The organism is Micromonospora sp. DT68 (genome assembly GCF_049847245.1).
In the GTDB taxonomy this organism is placed as follows: Bacteria; Actinomycetota; Actinomycetes; order Mycobacteriales; family Micromonosporaceae; genus Micromonospora; species Micromonospora profundi.
Window position 1 is genome coordinate 37,772 of sequence record NZ_JBNCNZ010000009.1, and the last position, 18,968, is coordinate 56,739.

General features: G+C 66.4%; 14 protein-coding genes. 6 read left to right on the plus strand and 8 right to left on the minus strand.

The features are described from left to right. The first annotated feature begins 13 nt into the window (after positions 1-13). Positions 14-1,297 carry a citrate synthase gene (locus ACPXB1_RS17950; protein ID WP_053659603.1) on the plus strand — a complete coding sequence of 428 codons (1,284 nt, stop codon included), beginning with the start codon at positions 14-16 and terminating at the stop codon, positions 1,295-1,297. A gap of 590 nt (positions 1,298-1,887) precedes the next feature. Here the strand turns inward: ACPXB1_RS17950 and ACPXB1_RS17955 are convergent. The 4 genes from ACPXB1_RS17955 to ACPXB1_RS17970 all read right to left on the minus strand — a co-directional run bounded on the left by ACPXB1_RS17955 (position 1,888) and on the right by ACPXB1_RS17970 (position 4,773). Next, positions 1,888-2,244 (minus strand): nuclear transport factor 2 family protein, encoded by a 357-nt coding sequence (locus tag ACPXB1_RS17955; RefSeq protein WP_355594946.1) that lies wholly within the window; start codon positions 2,242-2,244, stop codon positions 1,888-1,890. Then, positions 2,241-2,711, minus strand: a complete 471-nt coding sequence (locus tag ACPXB1_RS17960) for an SRPBCC family protein (RefSeq protein WP_355594944.1) — start codon at positions 2,709-2,711, stop codon at positions 2,241-2,243. The genes ACPXB1_RS17955 and ACPXB1_RS17960 overlap by 4 nt, the downstream gene beginning before the upstream one ends. After that, complete coding sequence (locus tag ACPXB1_RS17965) at positions 2,708-3,052, minus strand: ArsR/SmtB family transcription factor (protein ID WP_355594942.1); 345 nt, start codon at positions 3,050-3,052, stop codon at positions 2,708-2,710. The genes ACPXB1_RS17960 and ACPXB1_RS17965 overlap by 4 nt, the downstream gene beginning before the upstream one ends. 239 nt (positions 3,053-3,291) lie before the next feature. After that, positions 3,292-4,773: a glycosyltransferase family 4 protein gene (locus tag ACPXB1_RS17970; protein WP_425735546.1), complete on the minus strand. Its 1,482-nt coding sequence runs from the start codon at positions 4,771-4,773 to the stop codon at positions 3,292-3,294. Positions 4,774-5,104: 331 nt separating this feature from the next. Here ACPXB1_RS17970 and glgX point away from each other — a divergent pair, with 331 nt between their 5' ends. From glgX to treZ, 3 genes are read left to right on the plus strand one after another with little or no spacing between them, the layout of a single operon-like run. Further along, positions 5,105-7,222 carry a glycogen debranching protein GlgX gene (gene glgX, locus ACPXB1_RS17975; RefSeq protein ID WP_425735547.1) on the plus strand — a complete coding sequence of 706 codons (2,118 nt, stop codon included), beginning with the start codon at positions 5,105-5,107 and terminating at the stop codon, positions 7,220-7,222. 1 nt (position 7,223) lies between these two features. Then, positions 7,224-9,554 (plus strand): malto-oligosyltrehalose synthase, encoded by a 2,331-nt coding sequence (gene treY / locus ACPXB1_RS17980; protein WP_355594938.1) that lies wholly within the window; start codon positions 7,224-7,226, stop codon positions 9,552-9,554. Then, positions 9,551-11,275, plus strand: a complete 1,725-nt coding sequence (treZ, locus tag ACPXB1_RS17985; protein WP_425735548.1) for a malto-oligosyltrehalose trehalohydrolase — start codon at positions 9,551-9,553, stop codon at positions 11,273-11,275. Before treY ends, treZ begins: the two co-directional genes overlap by 4 nt. A gap of 73 nt (positions 11,276-11,348) precedes the next feature. Here the strand turns inward: treZ and ACPXB1_RS17990 are convergent, their stop codons facing one another. The 4 genes from ACPXB1_RS17990 to ACPXB1_RS18005 all read right to left on the minus strand — a co-directional run bounded on the left by ACPXB1_RS17990 (position 11,349) and on the right by ACPXB1_RS18005 (position 17,262). Continuing rightward, positions 11,349-11,951 carry a hypothetical protein gene (locus ACPXB1_RS17990; protein ID WP_425735549.1) on the minus strand — a complete coding sequence of 201 codons (603 nt, stop codon included), beginning with the start codon at positions 11,949-11,951 and terminating at the stop codon, positions 11,349-11,351. 170 nt (positions 11,952-12,121) lie between these two features. Beyond that, positions 12,122-15,115, minus strand: coding sequence for a hypothetical protein (locus ACPXB1_RS17995; protein ID WP_425735550.1), 2,994 nt, complete (start codon positions 15,113-15,115; stop codon positions 12,122-12,124). Positions 15,116-15,341: 226 nt separating this feature from the next. Next, a complete protein-coding gene (locus ACPXB1_RS18000; RefSeq protein WP_425735551.1) occupies positions 15,342-15,863 on the minus strand; it encodes an NUDIX domain-containing protein in 522 nt (173 codons plus the stop codon). A 40-nt stretch (positions 15,864-15,903) separates the two neighbouring features. Next, positions 15,904-17,262, minus strand: coding sequence for a hypothetical protein (locus ACPXB1_RS18005; protein ID WP_425735552.1), 1,359 nt, complete (start codon positions 17,260-17,262; stop codon positions 15,904-15,906). Positions 17,263-17,484: 222 nt separating this feature from the next. On the opposite strand from ACPXB1_RS18005, the gene ACPXB1_RS18010 reads away from it, so the two are divergent. Together ACPXB1_RS18010 and ACPXB1_RS18015 are read left to right on the plus strand one after the other, a co-directional pair. Beyond that, positions 17,485-17,646 carry a hypothetical protein gene (locus ACPXB1_RS18010; RefSeq protein WP_425735553.1) on the plus strand — a complete coding sequence of 54 codons (162 nt, stop codon included), beginning with the start codon at positions 17,485-17,487 and terminating at the stop codon, positions 17,644-17,646. Then, positions 17,633-18,922, plus strand: a complete 1,290-nt coding sequence (locus ACPXB1_RS18015) for a helix-turn-helix domain-containing protein (RefSeq protein ID WP_425735554.1) — start codon at positions 17,633-17,635, stop codon at positions 18,920-18,922. The genes ACPXB1_RS18010 and ACPXB1_RS18015 overlap by 14 nt, the downstream gene beginning before the upstream one ends. The last annotated feature ends 46 nt before the right edge of the window (positions 18,923-18,968 follow it).

Below are 18,968 nucleotides of genomic sequence, written 5' to 3' on the forward strand. Positions count from 1 at the left end.
AGCGAGGAACCACATGACGGAAGTCAAGCTCGATCACCCCGGTGGGCAGCTGTCGATGCCGGTACATCCTGCGGTCGAGGGCCCCGCTGGCATCGGGGTGAGCAAGCTGCTGAAAGAAACCGGGATGACGACGTACGACCCTGGTTTCGTGAACACCGCGGCCGCCTCATCCGCTATCACCTACATCGACGGCGACGCGGGCATCCTGCGTTACCGGGGGTACCCGATCGAGCAGTTGGCCGAGAAGTCCTCCTTCCTGGAGGTCTCGTACCTGCTCATCTACGGCGAGCTGCCGACCGAGCAGCAGCTGACCGAGTTCACCGAGTGGATTCGGCGGCACTCGCTGCTGCACGAGGAGATGCGCCGCTTCTTCGACGGCTTCCCGCGGGACGCCCACCCGATGGCGGTGCTCTCGTCCGCGGTGAGCGCCCTGTCGACGTTCTACCAGGACAGCCTGGACCCGTTCGACTCCGAGCACGTGGAGATTTCCACGGTCCGGCTGATGGCGAAGGTCCCCACCATCGCCTCGTACGCGTACAAGAAGTCCATCGGGCAGCCGCTGCTCTACCCCGACAACTCCCTGGGGTACGTGGACAACCTGCTGCGGATGACGTTCGGCGTGCCGGCGGAGCCGTACGAGGTCGACCCGGTGATGTCGAAGGTGCTGGACATGCTGTTCGTCCTGCACGCCGACCACGAGCAGAACTGCTCCACGTCGACCGTCCGGCTGGTCGGCTCCAGCAACGCCAACCTGTTCGCCTCGGTCTCGGCCGGCGTGAACGCGCTGTTCGGCCCGCTGCACGGCGGTGCCAACCAGGCCGTGCTGGAGATGCTCGAAAAGATCAACGCTGAGGGTGGCGACGTCCGGTCCTTCGTCCGCAAGGTCAAGGACAAGGAGGACGGCGTCAAGCTGATGGGCTTCGGCCACCGGGTCTACAAGAACTACGACCCGCGGGCGGCGATCGTCAAGAAGGCCGCGCAGGATGTGCTGGGCCGGATGGCCAAGCCGGACCCGCTGCTGGACATCGCCATGGAGTTGGAGGAGATCGCGCTCGACGACGACTTCTTCGTCTCCCGTCGGCTCTACCCGAACGTGGACTTCTACACGGGCCTGATCTACAAGGCCATGGGCTTCCCGACCAAGATGTTCACGGTCCTCTTCGCGCTCGGCCGGCTCCCCGGCTGGATCGCTCAGTGGCGTGAGATGATCAACGACCCGGAGACCAAGATCGGCCGTCCGCGGCAGGTCTACGTCGGCTCCGCCGAGCGGGACTACGTCCCCTTCAGCGAGCGCTGACGCCTCCGCTCTTCGCATCATCGGCAGGCCGTCGACCCGGGATCGGGTGGGCGGCCTGCCGCGTTTCGTTTCGCCGCCCGTCCCGTCGTGTTCGCCAGGTCGCCGTGCCTGCCCCCTGGTACCTGTATTCGGCCGCTGTCGAGCTGCCCCAAATCTGGGGCGCGCGTCGCCGCCCTCGTAGATAGCGCCGCCGCCTCGCCCCATTGCTGGGGCAGCTCGACAGGGCTCGCAAGATGTGCGGCGCGCGTCGCACTCTGGTAGATCTCTGGTGGAACGCCGCCCGCCCCATCGATGGGGCAGCTCGACAGGGCTCGGCAGCTCGACAGGGCTCGGCAGCTCGACGGGGCTCGGCAGCTCGACGGGGCTCAGCAGCTCGACGGGGCTCGGCAGCTCGACGGGGCTCGCAGGATGTGGAGCGTCGTGGCTCTGGTAGAGGGCCGCCGCCCGCCCCATTGGTGGGGCAGCTCGACAGGCTCGCATGGGCGTGGGCGTGGGCGTGGGCATGGGCGGCTAACCGTGGGTCGGCGCGAGAGGCGGTCTACATCGGCGCTCAAGCGGACCTGCGGCCGCGAATTGCGGGTTGCGGGCCTCTACGGCAGGGGTACGACGTAGGAGTCGACGCGGGCGATCAGCCCGTCGCGGAACGTGAACAGGTCGTTGAAGGCGAACCGGAACGGCCCGTGCTCGACGCTGACGCCGTGGCCCTCGCCGGTGGTGACGACGACAGGTCCGTCCTCGTGTACGCGCTGGACGTCGAGTTGAGGGCTGCCGGTGAACGACGGGTTCTCGATCTCGCCGTCGAACTCCGCCTTGCCGCGGGTCGTCCGGTGCCCGTGAATGACCCACTCGACGTCATCGGTGAGGGTCGCGAGGATGCGCGGGTGGTCGCTGGTCCGGAAGCCGGCGAAGTATTCCGCGACGAGGTCGCGTTGGGTGGTCTGGTTCATGCAGTCCTCCGTGGCGGTGTCGTCTGGTCGTGCTGTAGGTGTGCGGCGAGGGCGTCAAGGATCGAGGCGAGCCCGTCGACCGCTTGGGTGCTGCGCAACTCGGGGGGAAGCCGACGCTGGTGGACCGTGAGATCCGCGCCGCCGCCGTCAGCGGGCTGGATGGTGACGGTCGTGCGCAGGCCGGTGACGGGCTCGTCGAACACGAGTTCGTGCGGCGCGGTGATGCTCACGTAGACGAACCGAAGTCGGTGGGTCGCGCCGTCCGGCGCGCGGGTGTCGAGCGCGAACTCTCCGCCGGGACGGAGGTCGACGGTCACGGACTCGCCGGGCACTGTGGCGTGTGAACCGCCCCAGAACGCCGCGATGCTCGCCGGGGAGGTGAAGGCGGCCCAAACACGTTCGGGGCTTGCCGACAGGTGGCGCCGGGCGATCAGTTCGTCGCCGTGCAGTGTCGCGCGGGCGGTCATCGGTCTGCTCCGTCGGCGAGGTGTCGCTCGAGCGCGTCGAGTCGGTCGTCCCAGGCCCGCCGCTGCTCGTCGATCCAACCGCTGAGCACCGACAACTGATCGGCCCGCAGCCGGCAGGGACGTCTGGTGCCCTCGCGTCGCTGCTCGACGAGACCACACCGCCGCAGCACGCCGACGTGATGGGAGATGGCCTGCGGCGTCAGGTCGAACGGCTCGGCTAGCTCACCCACCGTGGCGTCACTCTGGGCGAGGCGGGTCACCAGCGCACGACGGACGGGGTCGCCGAGGGCTGCGAAGGCCAGGTCGAGGTCAGGCTCAGACACCGCGAGTGAGGTGGACACGACCCGACCCTAACGCAAACAACCGCTTGCACAAACAACCGCTTGCAAAAGTCGCCCGATCCGTTCAGGCCGGCGGTGATCGACCCGGCTTCACGGAAACCGGGGTGTCCGCAAGGCGGGGACACCCCGGTTTCAAGGAAGGCGAGTCGATCACCGCCGGCCCGAGACGGAAGGCCCGAGACGGAAGGCCCGAGACGGAAGGCCCGAGACGGTCGACCCGGGAGGTCGGGTCGGGGCGGTTAGCGCAGGCCGGCGGCGGCCAGGAGGTTGCCTTCGGGTAGCGCCGGCAGCGCCCGCCCCTGGGACATGCGCTGCTCGGCGCGTTCGGCGGTGCACTCGGCGTCGGTGCTGATGGCTGCGGCGTAGCTGGCGGCGGTGTGCTGGGCGATGGCGGACCAGCCGTACTTGTCGTTCACCATCCGGCGGGCGCGGCGTGCCATGGCGCGTGAGCGGTCGCGGTCGGACAGCAGCGCGTCCACGGCGTCGGCGAGCCCGTCGGGGTCGTGGGGGCGGAAGGTCATTCCGGTCACGCCGGGTTCGACGATTTCGGCGAGGCCGCCGGTGGCGGCGACGGCCAGGGGTGCCCCGGCGGCGGCGCCCTCCAGGGCCACCATGCCGAACGGCTCGTAGATGCTGGGCACCGCGAAGCAGTCGGAGGCGGCCATCAGGGCCGGCAGGTCGGTGCCGCCGAGGAAGCCCGGCATGCTGACCATGCCGCCGAGGCCGCGGCGGTGCACCTCGGCCTCCAGTTCGGCACGGTACGGGCCGTCGCCGGCGATCACGGCACGCAGCCCCGGGTGCCGTTGCCGCAGTCGGGGCAGCCCGGCGATCAGGTGCTGGACGCCCTTCTCGTAGACGAGGCGGCCGGCGAAGGTGACAAGCGGGCCGTCTCCGGCGAAGCGGGTGCGGGCGGCGGCGACGGCGCGTGCGGGGACCTTCCAGCGGTGTGGCTCCACGCCGTTGGCGACGACGTCGACCCGACCGGCCGGTACGCCGAACAGGGCGCTCACCTCGTCGCGCATGTAGCCGGAGCAGACGATGACCCGACCGGATTCGCTGCTGAGCCAGTGCTCGACGCCGTGGATGGTGCGGTTCATCTCCTCGGGCAGCCAGCCCTGGTGCCGTCCGGCTTCGGTCGCGTGGATGGTGCTCACCAGCGGGATGTCCAGGTGGTCGCGCAACGTCATCGCGGTGTGGGCGACGAGCCAGTCGTGGGCGTGGATGACGTCGTAGGTGCCGGCTTCGGTGGCGCGCAGCGCGGTGCGGGTGAGGGTGTGGTTGAACGCCATCGTCCAGGCCAGCAGGGAGCCGGTGGCGAGGGGGAACGTCACCGGGTCCTCGGGGGCGCGCAGGATGCGCACGCCGTCGGCGTACTCCTCAAGGGGCGCGCCCTCGCTGTGGCGGGTGACGACTGTGACCTCGTGGCCGGCGGCGGCCAGCGCCACCGACAGCGCGTGGACGTGTCGGCCGAGGCCACCGACGAGCACCGGCGGGTACTCCCAGGACAGCATGAGGATGCGGCGGGTCTGCGGGGGGACTCCCGGGCCGGGCTGCGCCGGCACGATCGCGCCGGGCTGCGGGGAAAGGACGGCCTGCGCGGACATGTCAGCCTGCGCGGGAAGGCCGGTCTGGGCCGGGATCTGGGGCCGGGAGGTCACTGTGGGCCGGTGTGCGCGGTCCACGGTAGCGGCGAGCTGTTGGTCGACCCGCAGGGTCGTCACATCAATCTCCGTCCATGCATGGTGGTACGCGCCGACGTCGGTGGCGGCGAAGCGAGAAGTGGAGGGGGTGGCGCAGGGCCGAGTAGGGCCATGCGCGCGCGTGTCCCCCGACAAGCAAAGGGCATCGAGCGCGATACCGCATCTTCAACGGCATCTTCGTGACGGAGGACACCTGAGGGGCGTTGCGCGCATCAGACAGGCCGATTCCGGTCGCCGCCTGAAAGGATGGATTGGCGCGCCGAGGTGGGGGGCAATACCCGCGTGCGCGCGGGCGACCTCTGCCGGCGCGCCGTGGCGCGGTGCGCACATGACCATGCTTTGAAGGAGCGACATGCAGGTCTGGCCGGGCGAGCGGTATCCCCTGGGCGCCACCTACGACGGGATGGGCACCAACTTCGCCATCTTCTCCGAGGTGGCCGAGCGGATCGAGTTGTGCCTCTTCGACGAGTGGGACACCGGCGCGGAGCGCCGGGTCGAGCTGCGCGAGGTGGACGCCTACGTGTGGCACGCGTACCTGCCGGGCATCGAGCCGGGGCAGCGTTACGGCTACCGGGTGTACGGCCCGTACGACCCGGCGAACGGGCTGCGCTGCAACCCGCACAAGCTGCTGCTCGACCCGTACGCCAAGGCCATCGATGGTGACGTGGAGTGGGACCCGGCGGTCTACGACTACGACATGGCCGAGCCGGAGCGGATGAACGAGACGGACTCGGCGCCGTTCATGCCGAAGTCGGTGGTGGTCAACCCGTACTTCGACTGGGGCAACGACAAGCCGCCGCGCACCCCGTACCACCATTCGGTGATCTACGAGGCGCACGTACGCGGGCTGACGATGCGCCACCCGGACATCCCGGAGGAACTGCGCGGCACGTACGCGGGAATCGCCTCCCCGCCGATGATCGAATACTTGACCCGGCTCGGGGTGACGGCCATCGAGTTGATGCCGGTGCACCAGTTCGTCCACGATCACCGCCTGGCCGATCTGGGGCTGCGCAACTACTGGGGCTACAACACGATCGGCTTCTTCGCCCCGCACCACGGCTACTCGGCGCTGGGCCGTCTCGGCCAGCAGGTGCAGGAGTTCCGGGGCATGGTCAAGGCGCTGCACGCCGCCGGTATCGAGGTCATCCTCGACGTGGTCTACAACCACACGGCCGAGGGCAACCACCTGGGGCCGACGCTGAGCTTCAAGGGTGTGGACGCGCCCAGCTACTACCGGCTGAGCGAGGAGGACCGCCGCTACTTCGTCGACTACACGGGCACCGGCAACAGCCTCAACGTGCGCAGCCCGCACTCGCTGCAACTGATCATGGATTCGTTGCGGTACTGGGTGACCGAGATGCACGTCGACGGTTTCCGCTTCGACCTGGCGGCCACCCTTGCCCGCGAGTTCTACGAGGTCGACAGGCTGTCGACGTTCTTCGAGGTGGTGCAGCAGGACCCGGTGGTCAGCCAGGTCAAGCTGATCGCCGAGCCGTGGGACGTCGGTCCCGGCGGCTACCAGGTGGGCAACTTCCCGCCGCTGTGGACGGAGTGGAACGGCAAGTACCGCGACACGGTGCGGGATTTCTGGCGCGGCGAGCCGGCCACCCTCGCGGAGTTCGCGTCGCGGATCTCCGGCTCGGCCGACCTCTACCAGGACGACGGGCGCCGGCCGTTCCACAGCATCAACTTCGTTACCGTCCACGACGGGTTCACGCTCAACGACCTGGTGTCGTACAACGACAAGCACAACGAGGCGAACGGCGAGGACAACCGCGACGGCGAGAGCCACAACCGATCGTGGAACTGCGGTGTAGAGGGTGAAACCGACGACGAGGGGGTGCTCGCCCTGCGGGCCAAGCAGCGACGCAACTTCCTGGCCACGCTGATGCTGTCGCAGGGCGTGCCGATGATCGGCCACGGTGACGAGTTGGGTCGCACCCAGCGGGGCAACAACAACGCGTACTGCCAGGACAGCGAGCTGGCCTGGATCGACTGGGACAACGCCGACGAGCAGTTGCTGGACTTCGTCCGTACGCTCACCGACTTCCGTAAACGGCATCAGGTGTTCCGCCGCCGCCGGTTCTTCACAGGCCTGCCGGTGGGCGGGCGTGGCAGCGACGAGCCGCTGCCCGATCTGGCCTGGTACACCCCGGACGGGCGGGAGATGACAGGCGAGGACTGGGGTAACGACTTCGGCCGCTCGGTCGCGCTGTTCGTCAACGGTGAGGGCATCCGGGAGCGCGGCCAGTACGGCCAGCGTCACGTCGACGCCTCGTTCCTGCTGTGCTTCAACGCCCACGACGCGGCGCTGGACTTCACGATGCCGGGCAGCGAGTACGGCCAGAAGTGGGAACGGGTGATCAGCACCGCCGAGCCCGCCCCGGACGACGTCACGGTGATCAGCGCGGGCGGCACCATCCGGGTGCCGGACCGCTCCCTCGTGGTGTTGGAGAGGACGATCTGAGATGGCGGCCACCCCTGCAAAGGCCACCGAACACGCCACCGTACAAGCCACCTATCGCGTCCAGGTCCGCCCCGGCTTCGACCTGGACGCCACCGCCGGCATCGTCGACTACCTCGCCGACCTGGGCGTCAGTCACCTCTACAGCGCGCCCCTGCTGGCAGCCACTCCCGGGTCGGCGCACGGCTACGACGTTGTCGACCACCGGACCGTCAACCCGGAGGTGGGCGGCGAGGCGGGCCGGCAGCGACTGCTGCGCGCCCTGCGCGAGGCGGGGCTCGGCCTTGTCGTCGACATCGTGCCCAACCACGCGGGTGTTGCCGTGCCGCCGGCCAACCCGGCCTGGTGGGACGTGCTGCGCCGGGGCCGTGACTCGGCGTACGCCGACTGGTTCGACATCGACTGGGACCGGGGCCGGCTGCTGCTGCCGGTGCTGGCCGACGACCCGGCCGCCCTGGACGACCTCAAGCTGGTGGACGGGGAGCTGCGCTACCACGAGCACCGCTTCCCGATCGCTGACGGCACCGGCGACGGCAGCGCGCGGGAAGTGCACGACAGGCAGCACTACGAGCTAATCTCCTGGCGGCGCGGTGACGCCGAGCTGACGTACCGCCGGTTCTTCGCCATCACGGGCCTGGCGGGCCTGCGCGTGGAGGACCCGGCGGTGTTCGCGGCCACCCACGAGCTGATCCTGCGCTGGGCGGCCGACGGGGAGGTCGACGGCATCCGCGTCGACCACCCGGACGGGCTGCGGGACCCGGCCGGCTACCTGGCGCGGCTGCGGGAGGCCGCGCCGGACGTCTGGCTCGTGGTGGAGAAGATCCTGGAGTACGGCGAGGAGCTGCCGGACTGGCCGGTGGACGGCACCACCGGCTACGACGCCCTGGCACTGGTCGGCGGGCTCTTCGTCGACACCGACGCCGAGGGTGACTTCACCGCGCTGGACACCCGCCTCGCGGGGCACCACACCTCGTGGGAGGACCTGACCCACGCCACCAAGCTGGCCGCCGCCACCCGACTGCTCGCCGCCGAGCTGACCCGGCTGGCCGCCCTCGCCCCCGAGGTGCCCACCGAGCTGGCCCGCGCGGCGCTCGCCGAGCTGGCCGCCGCGTTCGCGGTCTACCGCGGCTACCCGCCGCACGGTGCCCGGCACCTCGCTGCCGCGCGCTCCGAGGCGGGCCGCCGCCGCCCCGACCTGGCCGCTGCCCTGGACGCGGTCACCCGCAGGCTGCGCGACAGCGAGGACGAGCTGGCCCAACGGTTCCCACAGCTCACCGGCGCGGTGATGGCCAAGGGCGTGGAGGACACCGCGTTCTACCGCTGGACCCGGTTCGTGGCGCTCAACGAGGTCGGCGACAACCCCACCCGCTTCGGGGTGCCACCGGCGGAGTTCCACCGCTTCGCCGCCGCCCAGCAGGTCCGCTGGCCGGCCAGCATGACCACCGTCTCCACCCACGACACGAAACGCGGCGAGGACGTCCGTGCCCGCCTCGCCGTGCTCAGCGAACTGCCGGGCCGCTGGGCCGAGCAGGTCAAGGCCTGGATGGAGTACGCGCCGCTGCCCGACCCGGCCTTCGCCCACCTGCTCTGGCAGACCGCCGTCGGCGCGTGGCCGATCGAGCGGGAGAGGCTGCACGCGTACGCCGAGAAGGCAGCCCGGGAGGCCGCGGCCTCGACCAGTTGGGCGGACCCCGACCCGGGCTTCGAGCAGGCCCTGCACACCCTTGTCGACCTGATGTACGACGACCCGAGCCTGCACGACGAGCTGACCGAACTCGCCGCGGCGATCACCCCGGCCGGCTGGTGCAACTCGCTCGGGCAGAAGCTGATCCAGCTCACCATGCCCGGTGTGCCGGACACCTACCAGGGCACCGAGCTGTGGGACAACTCCCTCGTCGACCCGGACAACCGCCGCCCGGTCGACTTCGACGTACGCCGGGAGATGCTGGCACGCCTCGACGGCGGCTGGCGTCCCGCTGTCGACACCGACGGAGCGGCGAAGCTCCTCGTCGTGTCGCGGACCCTGCGCCTGCGGCGGGCGCACCCGGAGCTGTTCACCTCCTACCGGCCGGTGCCGGCGCACGGGCCGCAGGGGCGGCACGTGGTGGCGTTCGACAGGGGCGGCGCGATCGCGGTGGCGACCCGCCTGCCGCTCGGATTGGCGCGTGCCGGTGGGTGGTGTGACACAGCCCTGTCGCTTCCCGTTAACGAGATGAAGGACCTGTTTACCGGGCGGGTCTACAGTGGCGGAGAGACGCCGCTGGACACCCTCCTGGCCGATTACCCCGTCGCTCTGCTGGCTCCTCCCACCGCTGCCGAGGAGGCCGTTTCATGACCGAATTTTCCGTGTGGGCGCCGGACGCCACCCGGGTGCGGCTGCGCCTGGCCGGCGACACCGACCACGAGATGCGCGCCGCCGCCGACGGCTGGTGGCGGGTCGAGGTGCCCGACGCCGGCCCCGACTACTCCTTTCTGCTGAACGACGACGAAACCCCACTGCCCGACCCCCGGTCGCAGTGGCAGCCTGAGGGCGTGCACGGGCCGAGCCGCCGCTACGACCATCATGCGTTCCAGTGGAGTGATTCCTCCTGGACGGGTCGGCAACTGCCCGGCAGCATCCTCTACGAGCTGCACATCGGCACGTTCACCCCGGAGGGCACCTTCGACGCGGCCATCGGCCGCCTCGACCACCTGGTGAACCTGGGTGTCGACCTGATCGAGCTGCTCCCGGTCAACGCCTTCAACGGCGAACACAACTGGGGGTACGACGGCGTCTGCTGGTTCGCCCCGCACGAGCCGTACGGCGGCCCGGATGGCCTGAAACGGTTCGTCGACGCCGCCCACGCTCGCGGGTTGGGGGTGATCCTCGACGTTGTCTACAACCATTTCGGGCCCTCCGGGGCCTACGCGCCGCAGTTCGGGCCCTACCTTGCCGAGCAGAGCAACAGTTGGGGCCGCTCGATCAACCTGGACGGCCCGCACTCCGACGAGGTACGCCGCTACATCATCGACAGCGTCCTCATGTGGCTGCGCGACTACCACGTCGACGGGCTGCGCCTCGACGCCGTACACGCCCTGCCGGACTCGCGGGCTGTGCCGCTCCTCGAAGAGCTGGCCGTTTCTGTGGAGTCCCTGTCGACGCACCTGGGTCGCCCGCTGTCGCTGATCGCCGAGTCGGACCTCAACGATCCACGGCTCATCACGTCCCGGGAGGCGGGTGGGTTCGGGCTGCACGCGCAGTGGAACGACGACGCCCACCACGCGCTGCACACGTTGCTGACGGGGGAGCGGCAGGGCTACTACGGGGACTTCGGCTCGCTGGAGACGTTGTCGGACGTGTTGACCGGTGGGTTCTTCCACGCGGGAACCTGGTCGAGTTTCCGCAACCGTCACCATGGGCGGCCTCTGGATTCGCGGGTGCCGGGGCATCGGTTGGTCGCCTACCTGCAGAACCACGATCAGATCGGCAACCGGGCCACCGGGGATCGGATCTCGGCGTCGCTGTCGCCTTCGCTGCTGCGGGTTGGCGCTGTCTTGCTGCTGACCGCGCCCTTTACGCCGATGCTGTTCATGGGGGAGGAATGGGCGGCTTCCACGCCGTGGCAGTTCTTCACCTCGCACCCCGAGCCGGAGTTGGCCTCTGCGGTGCGGACCGGGAGGCGGCGGGAGTTCGCGTCGCACGGGTGGCCCGAGGGAGACGTGCCCGACCCGCAGGACCCGGAGACGTTCGTACGGTCGCGGTTGGACTGGGCGGAGCTGGACAAGCCCGAGCATGCCTCGATGTTGTCGTTTTACCAGCGGCTGATTGCGCTGCGGCGGTCGGTGCCGGACCTGTCTGATCCTCGGATGCATACGGTTTCTGTGCAGCACGGGGACCAGTTCCTGCTGATGCGGCGGGGGGAGACGCTTGTCGTCGCCAACTTCGCTGGGCGGGGGCAGGGGGTGTCGCTGCCGGGGGTGGCGCGGCGGGTGCTGCTGGCCACGGGTGAGGGGGTCACGGTGATGCGTGACCGGATCGAGTTGCCTGCGGAGACTGCGGCGATCGTGGCGCTCTGACGCGTTCGACGAGCAGCTTAAGGTTGGCCCAAATCAAGGTCCCGCTTGAGAGGTGCGCAACCACTCAGATGTGTCAAGACATTGGTATTCGTTGGGGAGGATCGAAGAGGATGGGGAACACTGGCTCGTTCGGAGTGAACTGGTTTGGATCGCTGCTGTAGACGGACAGCAGCGCGGAAGTAGCTTTCCATGTGATTCCGGCTACTAAGCGCTCAAGTTCGACCACCGTCTCGCGCCTGAATCCAAGCTGGCGCAGATCCATGGCAAGCTCGGGTTCCACCACGTATTGGATGGCGAACGTGTCTCTGACCGTCATGGCCGAGAACTCGGTTTCAGGAAACTCGTCGGTAGCAGAACCAAACACAACCGGCCAGGAAATCTCGGGCTTCGTCGGGTAAACGCGTCGGAACTCCGGTCTTAGGAATAGCGCAACATCAACGAACCGCCGAAAATGGCGCGCCAGGACGATCACATGTGAGCGCCCGGACGCAGTAGTTGCATAGTTCCCTTCACTGTCTGTTCCGACAAGCGCTACCGGCGGCGCCTGTCGCTCCGTAGCATGCCTTATTAAGGCTCTGGCACGAACAATCTTCGTATCATAGCCCAGGATATTTAATACCCGAGCAAGGACGTAGCAGTATTCAGCGGCCGAACGAACGGGCGTTCCATCAAACACGTGTCGGTGCATAGCCACAACGATCTGCAATACCTTCTGTTCCGATGGAACCCCATCAGTAGTCCACCAATGCGACTTCCACATGGGTACTTGTGGTACGTGGAGAGCTAGAGGAACAGTAGGCCGTGGTGCCGGTATAGGCTTTCTTAGAGGAACTTTTCGTCGTCGGCTCAAGACTCAGCCCTCGACACAATTTGCGCTGCCGTCGACGACCACCGAACAAGGGTCCGGTGTAGTTGCACGAGCCCCACTTGTCTCCCTTTTTCGGCTAGCTCTAGCTCGGCAGCATCTACCCAGGTTAGCCAAATGTCTGCCTCCATTTGGGTCCCATTAATCGCAGCAAGGTAAGCTCGGAAGATGTTCACTTTCGCCTCGTCGCCCGGCCTAAACGGATGCCGCAACTCGGCGAATATGTCAACTGTGTTGATTAGAACTTCCAGCACCTGGAGCGCTTTGGGATTGTGTGCCGAGTTGAAGCTAAGGCACCTGATGCCGCCATTGATGACGAGGCTGCTCGCATCCAAGTAGTCAACCTCGTCCCGCTCGACGCCCTCCCGAAGGTTGTCAGCGATAGTGAGGGCTCCAGACCAATCCTCAAGTGCCAGTTTGGCCTCGAGGAGTAATCGATTGATCGTAGTGTGATAAAAAGCAAAGGCAGATTCTGCTGCCAGCCGCGTCCCAAGGTCATGGGCTTCCTCGTTCATGCCCTCTCTCAGGAGGGTGTTGATCCTTAGGACTTCAAGGCCTCGTGTATCAAAACCCTGCTCTGACTGTAGTGCAGTAGCTCGCGACTCGAAAAACTGGCGAAGTTCAAGAATGTCTGACCTATAAGGGCATTCCTGCGCCAGTTCGGTGGCAAGAGACGAGCAGTTAATAATCTGCAGTGAGACCTGTGTGGCGTTGTGCTGCATCGCGGATTCAGTGCGAGCAGCCAGCCAACTCAGCGTGGCTGTCACTTCATCTATAACATCGGACGGGCGATGTGCGGACCTGGTAATGGCGGCCGCAAGCTGAGCTTTAGTTATAAATGCGATTGTCGGATCATCTGAACCTGCCTCTGAAAGGTAGGCGTCTTCGGCACGAAGATATGCCAAAGCTCGTGGCCAGTCATCGACTCGGGCCAGCGTGGCCGCTGTGTTGCCCCACAGTAGGGCAATTTCGAAAGCGCCGATGCCGTGCACAATGGCGAATTCGGAAAGGTGGCAGCATTGTCCGAGTAAGGTCATTCCTAGGCCGAGGTGGTCTCTATCGAGAAGCCCCACGAGCCAGTGTTGAGCGAAAAATGCCAGTTGCGTCACGACGGGCTTAGTAACGTCCAGCCTTTCTAATTCGGATCGGACGACAGCTTGAACGATTTCGTTTACTGCTATGGAGTAGCCAACTGATTGAGGGCTGTTTCGTCCAGTGCCGTCGTAGAAGATCGGTTGGTCCGAAGACGCCAGAGAATCCCTAATTAGATCTCGATAGATTTCGCCGATCGGGGGATCCTGTCCACGATATGGAAGGGGCCCTTGGTGCTCAAGTTGAAGAGCCTCGCGAGGCTCAAGCCAAATGCATGCCATCAGCAGGTGTAAGGGAATCAAACGGGATGGAAGGAACGAAGAAAAGTACAGAGCGCCCAGGGCGCATTTAGCAGAGTCTCTTGTCTCCGCGCGCTCGCGCATCCGCTGCAGCGCGAACAGCACAGCGCCGACCAGGGTCCGTGGGTATCCAACCGGGATGGCTTCCTCATCGCTTAACGATCGCATAATTAGATGGCGATATTCAGCAATTCCATCGAGGCCGTCGTGGCAGTCGGCGAGGTATGCCGAAGCCAATTCAAGAGCAAGGGGCCAGTTCTGCAACTCCTTTGCAAGCTCTAAGAGTTTCCGCTCTGCGTCGAGCGGTAGGTCGATTGTTTCAAAAAGTCGGCGCTTCAACAGTTGTGTGGACTGAGTAGGTGTCATGGAAGGAACAGTGATACGTGACACGTAGGGTCCATGCCATGCAGTCGGATCTGTAGTTGTGACGAGAGCATGGCCAAGCCCTGATCGTGGAAGCCAGGGTTTAATGGTTCGACTATCAGGAGCATTGTCGAAAACAATCAACCAAGGCTGTCTCAGCGCGGCAAGTCCCCCCTGAACTCGATCCAAAAGTGGGTCGCCTGGCATATCTGTATCACCGTTGCGCTCTAGCCAGAAAGAAACGGAACGGAACGAATTTTCTAGGGAGGCCTTATCTGAGGCGTCAATCCAAAAGACGGCTTTATAGTCATCGGCTCGATCTGCAGCCCACGCTGCCGCAATGCTCGTCTTCCCGATCCCAGAGAGTCCACTGAGAATGCAAGCTGGAACTTGCGGCGTTGGATTTGGGATCTTCAGAGATTTTGCAATTTCTTCCAAGAGGTCAGGTCGTGCAACGTCAGTCAGTCGTGGAGCAGCATTAACCGTACTCGCCCAATTCTTCCCGGCGACCGCTGTCGCAAGTGTTTCGTTGTCGACAATTAGGAGCTTACGCAATTCATCGAGAGTCAGGGTGGCGTTATCGCCCGCCGCCTTTGCGAGAATGTGTGAGAGCAAGTAACCAAGCAGTAGGCCTGCGGCATCCCATCCTGGCCGTTCGACGGAGTATTTTGGGCGCAGAAGGCGCACCCACTCACGCAGCTGACGGCGGAGATCAACATTCGTCCGCACGTCAACACTTATTCGACATCGTGCAAGTTGTTGCCATTCGTGAGCGGTTAGTTCGAGCAGTTGTGCTCGAACATTCGGCGCATGTTCGACCAATGGGAGTACTTTGTCAGACAGCCCTCTTGGTTCGGAGACGGCCGCCGATAGGGTGTCCGCAAGTGCGATGAGATTTTTGCCTGGCGCACGATTCGTTAGGAGGAGGTATTGCTCCGCTGGAGTATTTATGAGGCGGATTAGAATCGGTAGTGCGGACGATGCTGAGAGGCTGGAGTTTGTTCGGCCACTCTTGACCTGGGCTGCAATGATACACTGCTCTCCACGCTGCACCGTGAAGTCAACAGCTTCTGAGTCAATCCCTTGGCCGTCCAAGTTTGTGGGGCTCTCGACGCAGAGGCTCGTCGCTCCGATTGTCTTGTCTTCGAGCGCCGCGAATGCGTATTCGAGGGTTCGCATAAACTGATACTCAAAACCTCTCAGAGCATCTTGACCGCCCATTTGCCTTCCCTGTGCAGCGTCGGACCAATGTCTCGTATGCATGCTAAGGCATGGCGTTCCCGAACGATAGGCTTGTTTAGTAGCGCGATGGGTCGAAGGTGGCGGCTGTCGGGAAGGCGACATTGATCAACAGTTTGCTGATGTTAGTCGTTGATCGAAGCCGCCAAAATTCGTGGCAGTCTTACACTCCGTCATCCTGGCTTCGCGAAAGCGTGCCTACGCTCCGCTACTCGGGTTCACCGAGCGGCCGTGGAGTTGGCGATGGTAGCGGCGTTGTGGAGCCTCCAGCTAGGTACACGGGAGCGTCCCGGTGGCGTGCACGAATCGCGGCACGGACTCGCGGAGCAACGTTGGAGGGCAGAAGCTGCTCTGCCTCGCGGGGCGCGAAAAGGGCGATATCCTCCAATTCCTGGTCGGCTAGCGCGAATGCATCGAGGTTGGCGATGGGACCGCAGTCGAACGTGAAGCTGATTATCGCTCTCGGTCGTGGTTTATTAGGCGGCGACCAGTCCACGACGAGCAGATCGCCAACCGTGAGAGACACACCGAATTCCTCGTGGATCTCACGGGCGCATGCCTCGTGTGGGTACTCGCCCTCGTCCACGTAGCCGCCTGGGAAAGACCAATGGTCACGGTAGACGGGCTTAACAAGCAGGACGTTGCCAGCCGGGTCGGTGATGAAAGCGGCGGCGGCAGCGTAGAAGGAAGCCAGGTTGGCGTACCATTTGGCGGGCTCCGTCCAGGTCACCTTGGTGACGCTAGCGGACAGGTGCGGGTGCGTTCCTGGTCTAGACGGCCGCCGGCATGGCAGCGAGGGTATGCAGGACCTCGTTGACCTGGGGTGATGCCTCCTGAGGCTTGAGCGTGATCATGAGCTCGCAGACGCGTTGTCGAACGCGCACCGATCGGATGCCCTCGACACGCTGGCCGAGCTTCAATGCCCAATTGCAGGCAGCATCGGTGTCCCCCGCGCGGGCATGAGTCACGGCGACGAGGGCGGTGTGTAGGGCACGGGTCCGGCTGTTCTGGCTGGCGAGGCCAAGCGCTTCGGGAGCGTGGCGGAGAGCCTGGGCGTGTAGATGCAGGTCGCCCAGGCACCTTAATGCGGTTCCGGCTAGGTGGGCAGGGCTAAAGTAGGCGACCCAGCGCGGCCCGTGATTTGTGCCCGTCCGGCTGAAAGCACGCTCAGCCTTGGCGAGGGCGGTTTGACAGGCACGCCGCTCACCAGTCTGCCCGTAGGCGGTAGCGGCGGTGGCGTGCAGTCGAGCGAGGACTGCGGCGGGTGCCCGCCCAGCTCCATCCAGGGCTGCTTCGACGAGCCGTGCCGCCTCCCGGGCGTGTCCCAGGAACACAGCCTGGGTGGCCAGGTTACCCAGCAGGTGAGCGCCGTAGAGGCGGTCGCCTGCGGCCTTCGCGAGCCGCAGACCGAGGGCCACATGATGTTGTGCAGTGGCGTGGTCGCCCGCGTCGTACGACATGAATGCGAGTTGGCCGGTAAGCGTTGCCGCTGCGCGCATGAGGTCGCGCCCGACGGTATCGGTGTAGGTGCCGTGCAACATGGGCGCGACCTGACGTACGAGGAAGTCGGCCATGACTGCACGGGTGTGCGGAAAACCGCTGCCGTGACGTCGGTCGAGGTCGGTGAAGTGGTCCGCCAGCACGTACAGCGATTGAACGTCGGTGGCGGTAATCTGCTGCCGGCCTCTGCGGCTGACGGTCTCATCGGGCAGGTCATACCGCCAGCCGAGCGCCGCCTCACGCGCTTTGCCACCGTCGAACCTTCCGCTGGCATGGTGGTTAATGCGCTCAGCCAACCTCGTCCAGACCTGCACGGCGGTATCGATCGCCCCATCGAGGGACTCGGGGTAGACACACATCTCGATGCTGTCGACTGCACCGAAACCCAGCTCCGCGGCGGCGACTGGGCGACCGAGCTTGCGGGCAAGCGTTTCGGCCATGGCGGCCTGTACGTGTTCGCCAGGTCGGCGACCGCGCAGCCACCAGTAGACGCTGGCAGCGTCGTACCGCCAGGCGCCCTCGTTGCGGCCGGCGTGATTGAGCTGGCGAGCGAAGGCGGCGTGAGCGTTGCTGTAGCCGGCAGCAAACAGGAGTCCCTCGAACGCCGAGTTGGTCACCGGTCGCGCCATGGTTCCGCCTCCAAGCATCAGCCAATTACCAACAGTCACGAGCCTATGGGCTTCTGTGGTCCTGTGGGGACCCGCGCAACCATGCGCAACCCACGTCCTGAGCAGCGCAACCGAGCGCATCGCTTGCCATCTGGTCCGTTGACCGGCGGCCCGCTTCGCTGATCGAGGGGTCCTGAGCGGCGGCGAAGTCGGAACTTCGCGCCCCGGCTAACGGAGGTGGCGATGCAGGACGGCGACACGGCAAACAAGGGTGAACAGGGTGAGGCGGCCGAGCGGGAGGCTGCCAAACAGCGCCTTCTCGCCCAGGCCGAGGCGGAGCGCGTACCCGTGGAGGACACGACCCGCGCGGTCCCGGACCGGCGGTGGCGGCGTGACCAACGATGACCTCCCCATCGGCCGCCGCGTGGCGAACTGGCGGGTGCGGCGGCAGATGACGCAGCAGATGCTCGCCGACCGGGTCCGCAGGTCGAAGTCCTGGGTGGACAAGATCGAGCGGGGTGCCCGCGCCCTGGACCGATACTCGGTGATCCAGGAGTTGGCCGACGTGCTGCGGGTCGATCCGGAGGTGCTGCTCGGCCAGCCGCAGGGCACCCCGGCGAGCACGCCGGACGGGGTGGACGACATCCGGGCCGCTCTCGCCCGCTACGACACCCCGCAGGCTCCACCGCAGACGGACGAGCTGAGACGGCAGGTTGGGCACGCCTGGTTGACCTACCAGCACGCGCACTACGGGCAGTTGGTGCGGGTGCTGCCGGGTCTGCTCGACGCCGCCCAGGGCGCGGGGTCGGCGGAGTTGCTGGTGCAGGCGTACCGGATCACCTCGTCCCTGCTGGTCAAGCTCGGCGAGGCCGACCTCGCCTGGCTGGCGGCCGACCGGGCGATGGCCGCCGCCGGAGACGACCTGGTGCTGGCGGCAACAGCGACGATCTCGGTAGCCCAGGCGCTCCGCACGGCCAACCGCGACCCCCTGGCCCTAACCGCAACCCAAAGTGCAGCCAACCGCCTCCTCCCACCCTCCTCCCGCCCGGGTGATCATGAGGCTGGCGGGTGGGATGGAGATCAAAGCGCCCGTCAACCTCATGATCACCGGAGCGGGACCGGGACCGGGACCGGGGCCGGGACCAAGGTCGAGGGCGGGGGCGATCACCGGCGCGGGGGTGCGGGGCTGGGGGAGTGGGCTGTGGGTGGGGCGTTGCTGGTTCAGGCCGCTCTCGCCGCTGCCGGGTGTGGGGAGCACCGCCGCGCTGACGAGCTGATCGGCCGGGCTGCGGGGATCGCCGCCGGCCTTCGGGGGTACGACGACACGCACCGCACCAGCTTCGGGCCGATCGCCGTCGAGCTGGCTCGGGTGCTGGTGGCGGCCTCGCGGGGTGATGCCGCCGAGGCGGTGCGGCGGCATGCGATCGTGGTGCGGCGGGAGGGGTGGCGGCGGTTGCCGGCCGAGTATCGGGGCGCGTACCTGGTTGACGTCGCGCGGGCGTACCTGCAGGTGGGTGACGTGCGTGGGGCGGCGCGGGCGCTGGTGGACGCGGACAGTGTCGCGCCGGGTGAGGTTCGGTGCCGGCCGTTGGCGCGTACCGTGATCGCCGATGTTGCCCGCGCGCAGCCGGCGCCGGCTGGTGTGGCGCGACTGGCGACGCTGGTCGGCCTGACCCGCTGACCGGCGCTGCGGCGGCGTCAGGGGTGCAGCGCTAGCAATGTGGCAG

Bases quoted from the DNA above. Each gene is read 5' to 3' on its own strand.
- ACPXB1_RS17960 (WP_355594944.1), bottom strand. From the start codon at position 2,711: ATGACCGCCCGCGCGACACTGCACGGCGACGAACTGATCGCCCGGCGC.
- ACPXB1_RS17995 (WP_425735550.1), bottom strand. From the start codon at position 15,115: ATGGGCGGTCAAGATGCTCTGAGAGGTTTTGAGTATCAGTTTATGCGA.
- ACPXB1_RS18010 (WP_425735553.1), top strand. From the start codon at position 17,485: ATGCAGGACGGCGACACGGCAAACAAGGGTGAACAGGGTGAGGCGGCC.
- ACPXB1_RS17955 (WP_355594946.1), bottom strand. From the start codon at position 2,244: ATGAACCAGACCACCCAACGCGACCTCGTCGCGGAATACTTCGCCGGC.
- ACPXB1_RS17950 (WP_053659603.1), top strand. From the start codon at position 14: ATGACGGAAGTCAAGCTCGATCACCCCGGTGGGCAGCTGTCGATGCCG.
- treY (WP_355594938.1), top strand. From the start codon at position 7,224: ATGGCGGCCACCCCTGCAAAGGCCACCGAACACGCCACCGTACAAGCC.
- ACPXB1_RS18005 (WP_425735552.1), bottom strand. From the start codon at position 17,262: ATGGCGCGACCGGTGACCAACTCGGCGTTCGAGGGACTCCTGTTTGCT.
- treZ (WP_425735548.1), top strand. From the start codon at position 9,551: ATGACCGAATTTTCCGTGTGGGCGCCGGACGCCACCCGGGTGCGGCTG.
- glgX (WP_425735547.1), top strand. From the start codon at position 5,105: ATGCAGGTCTGGCCGGGCGAGCGGTATCCCCTGGGCGCCACCTACGAC.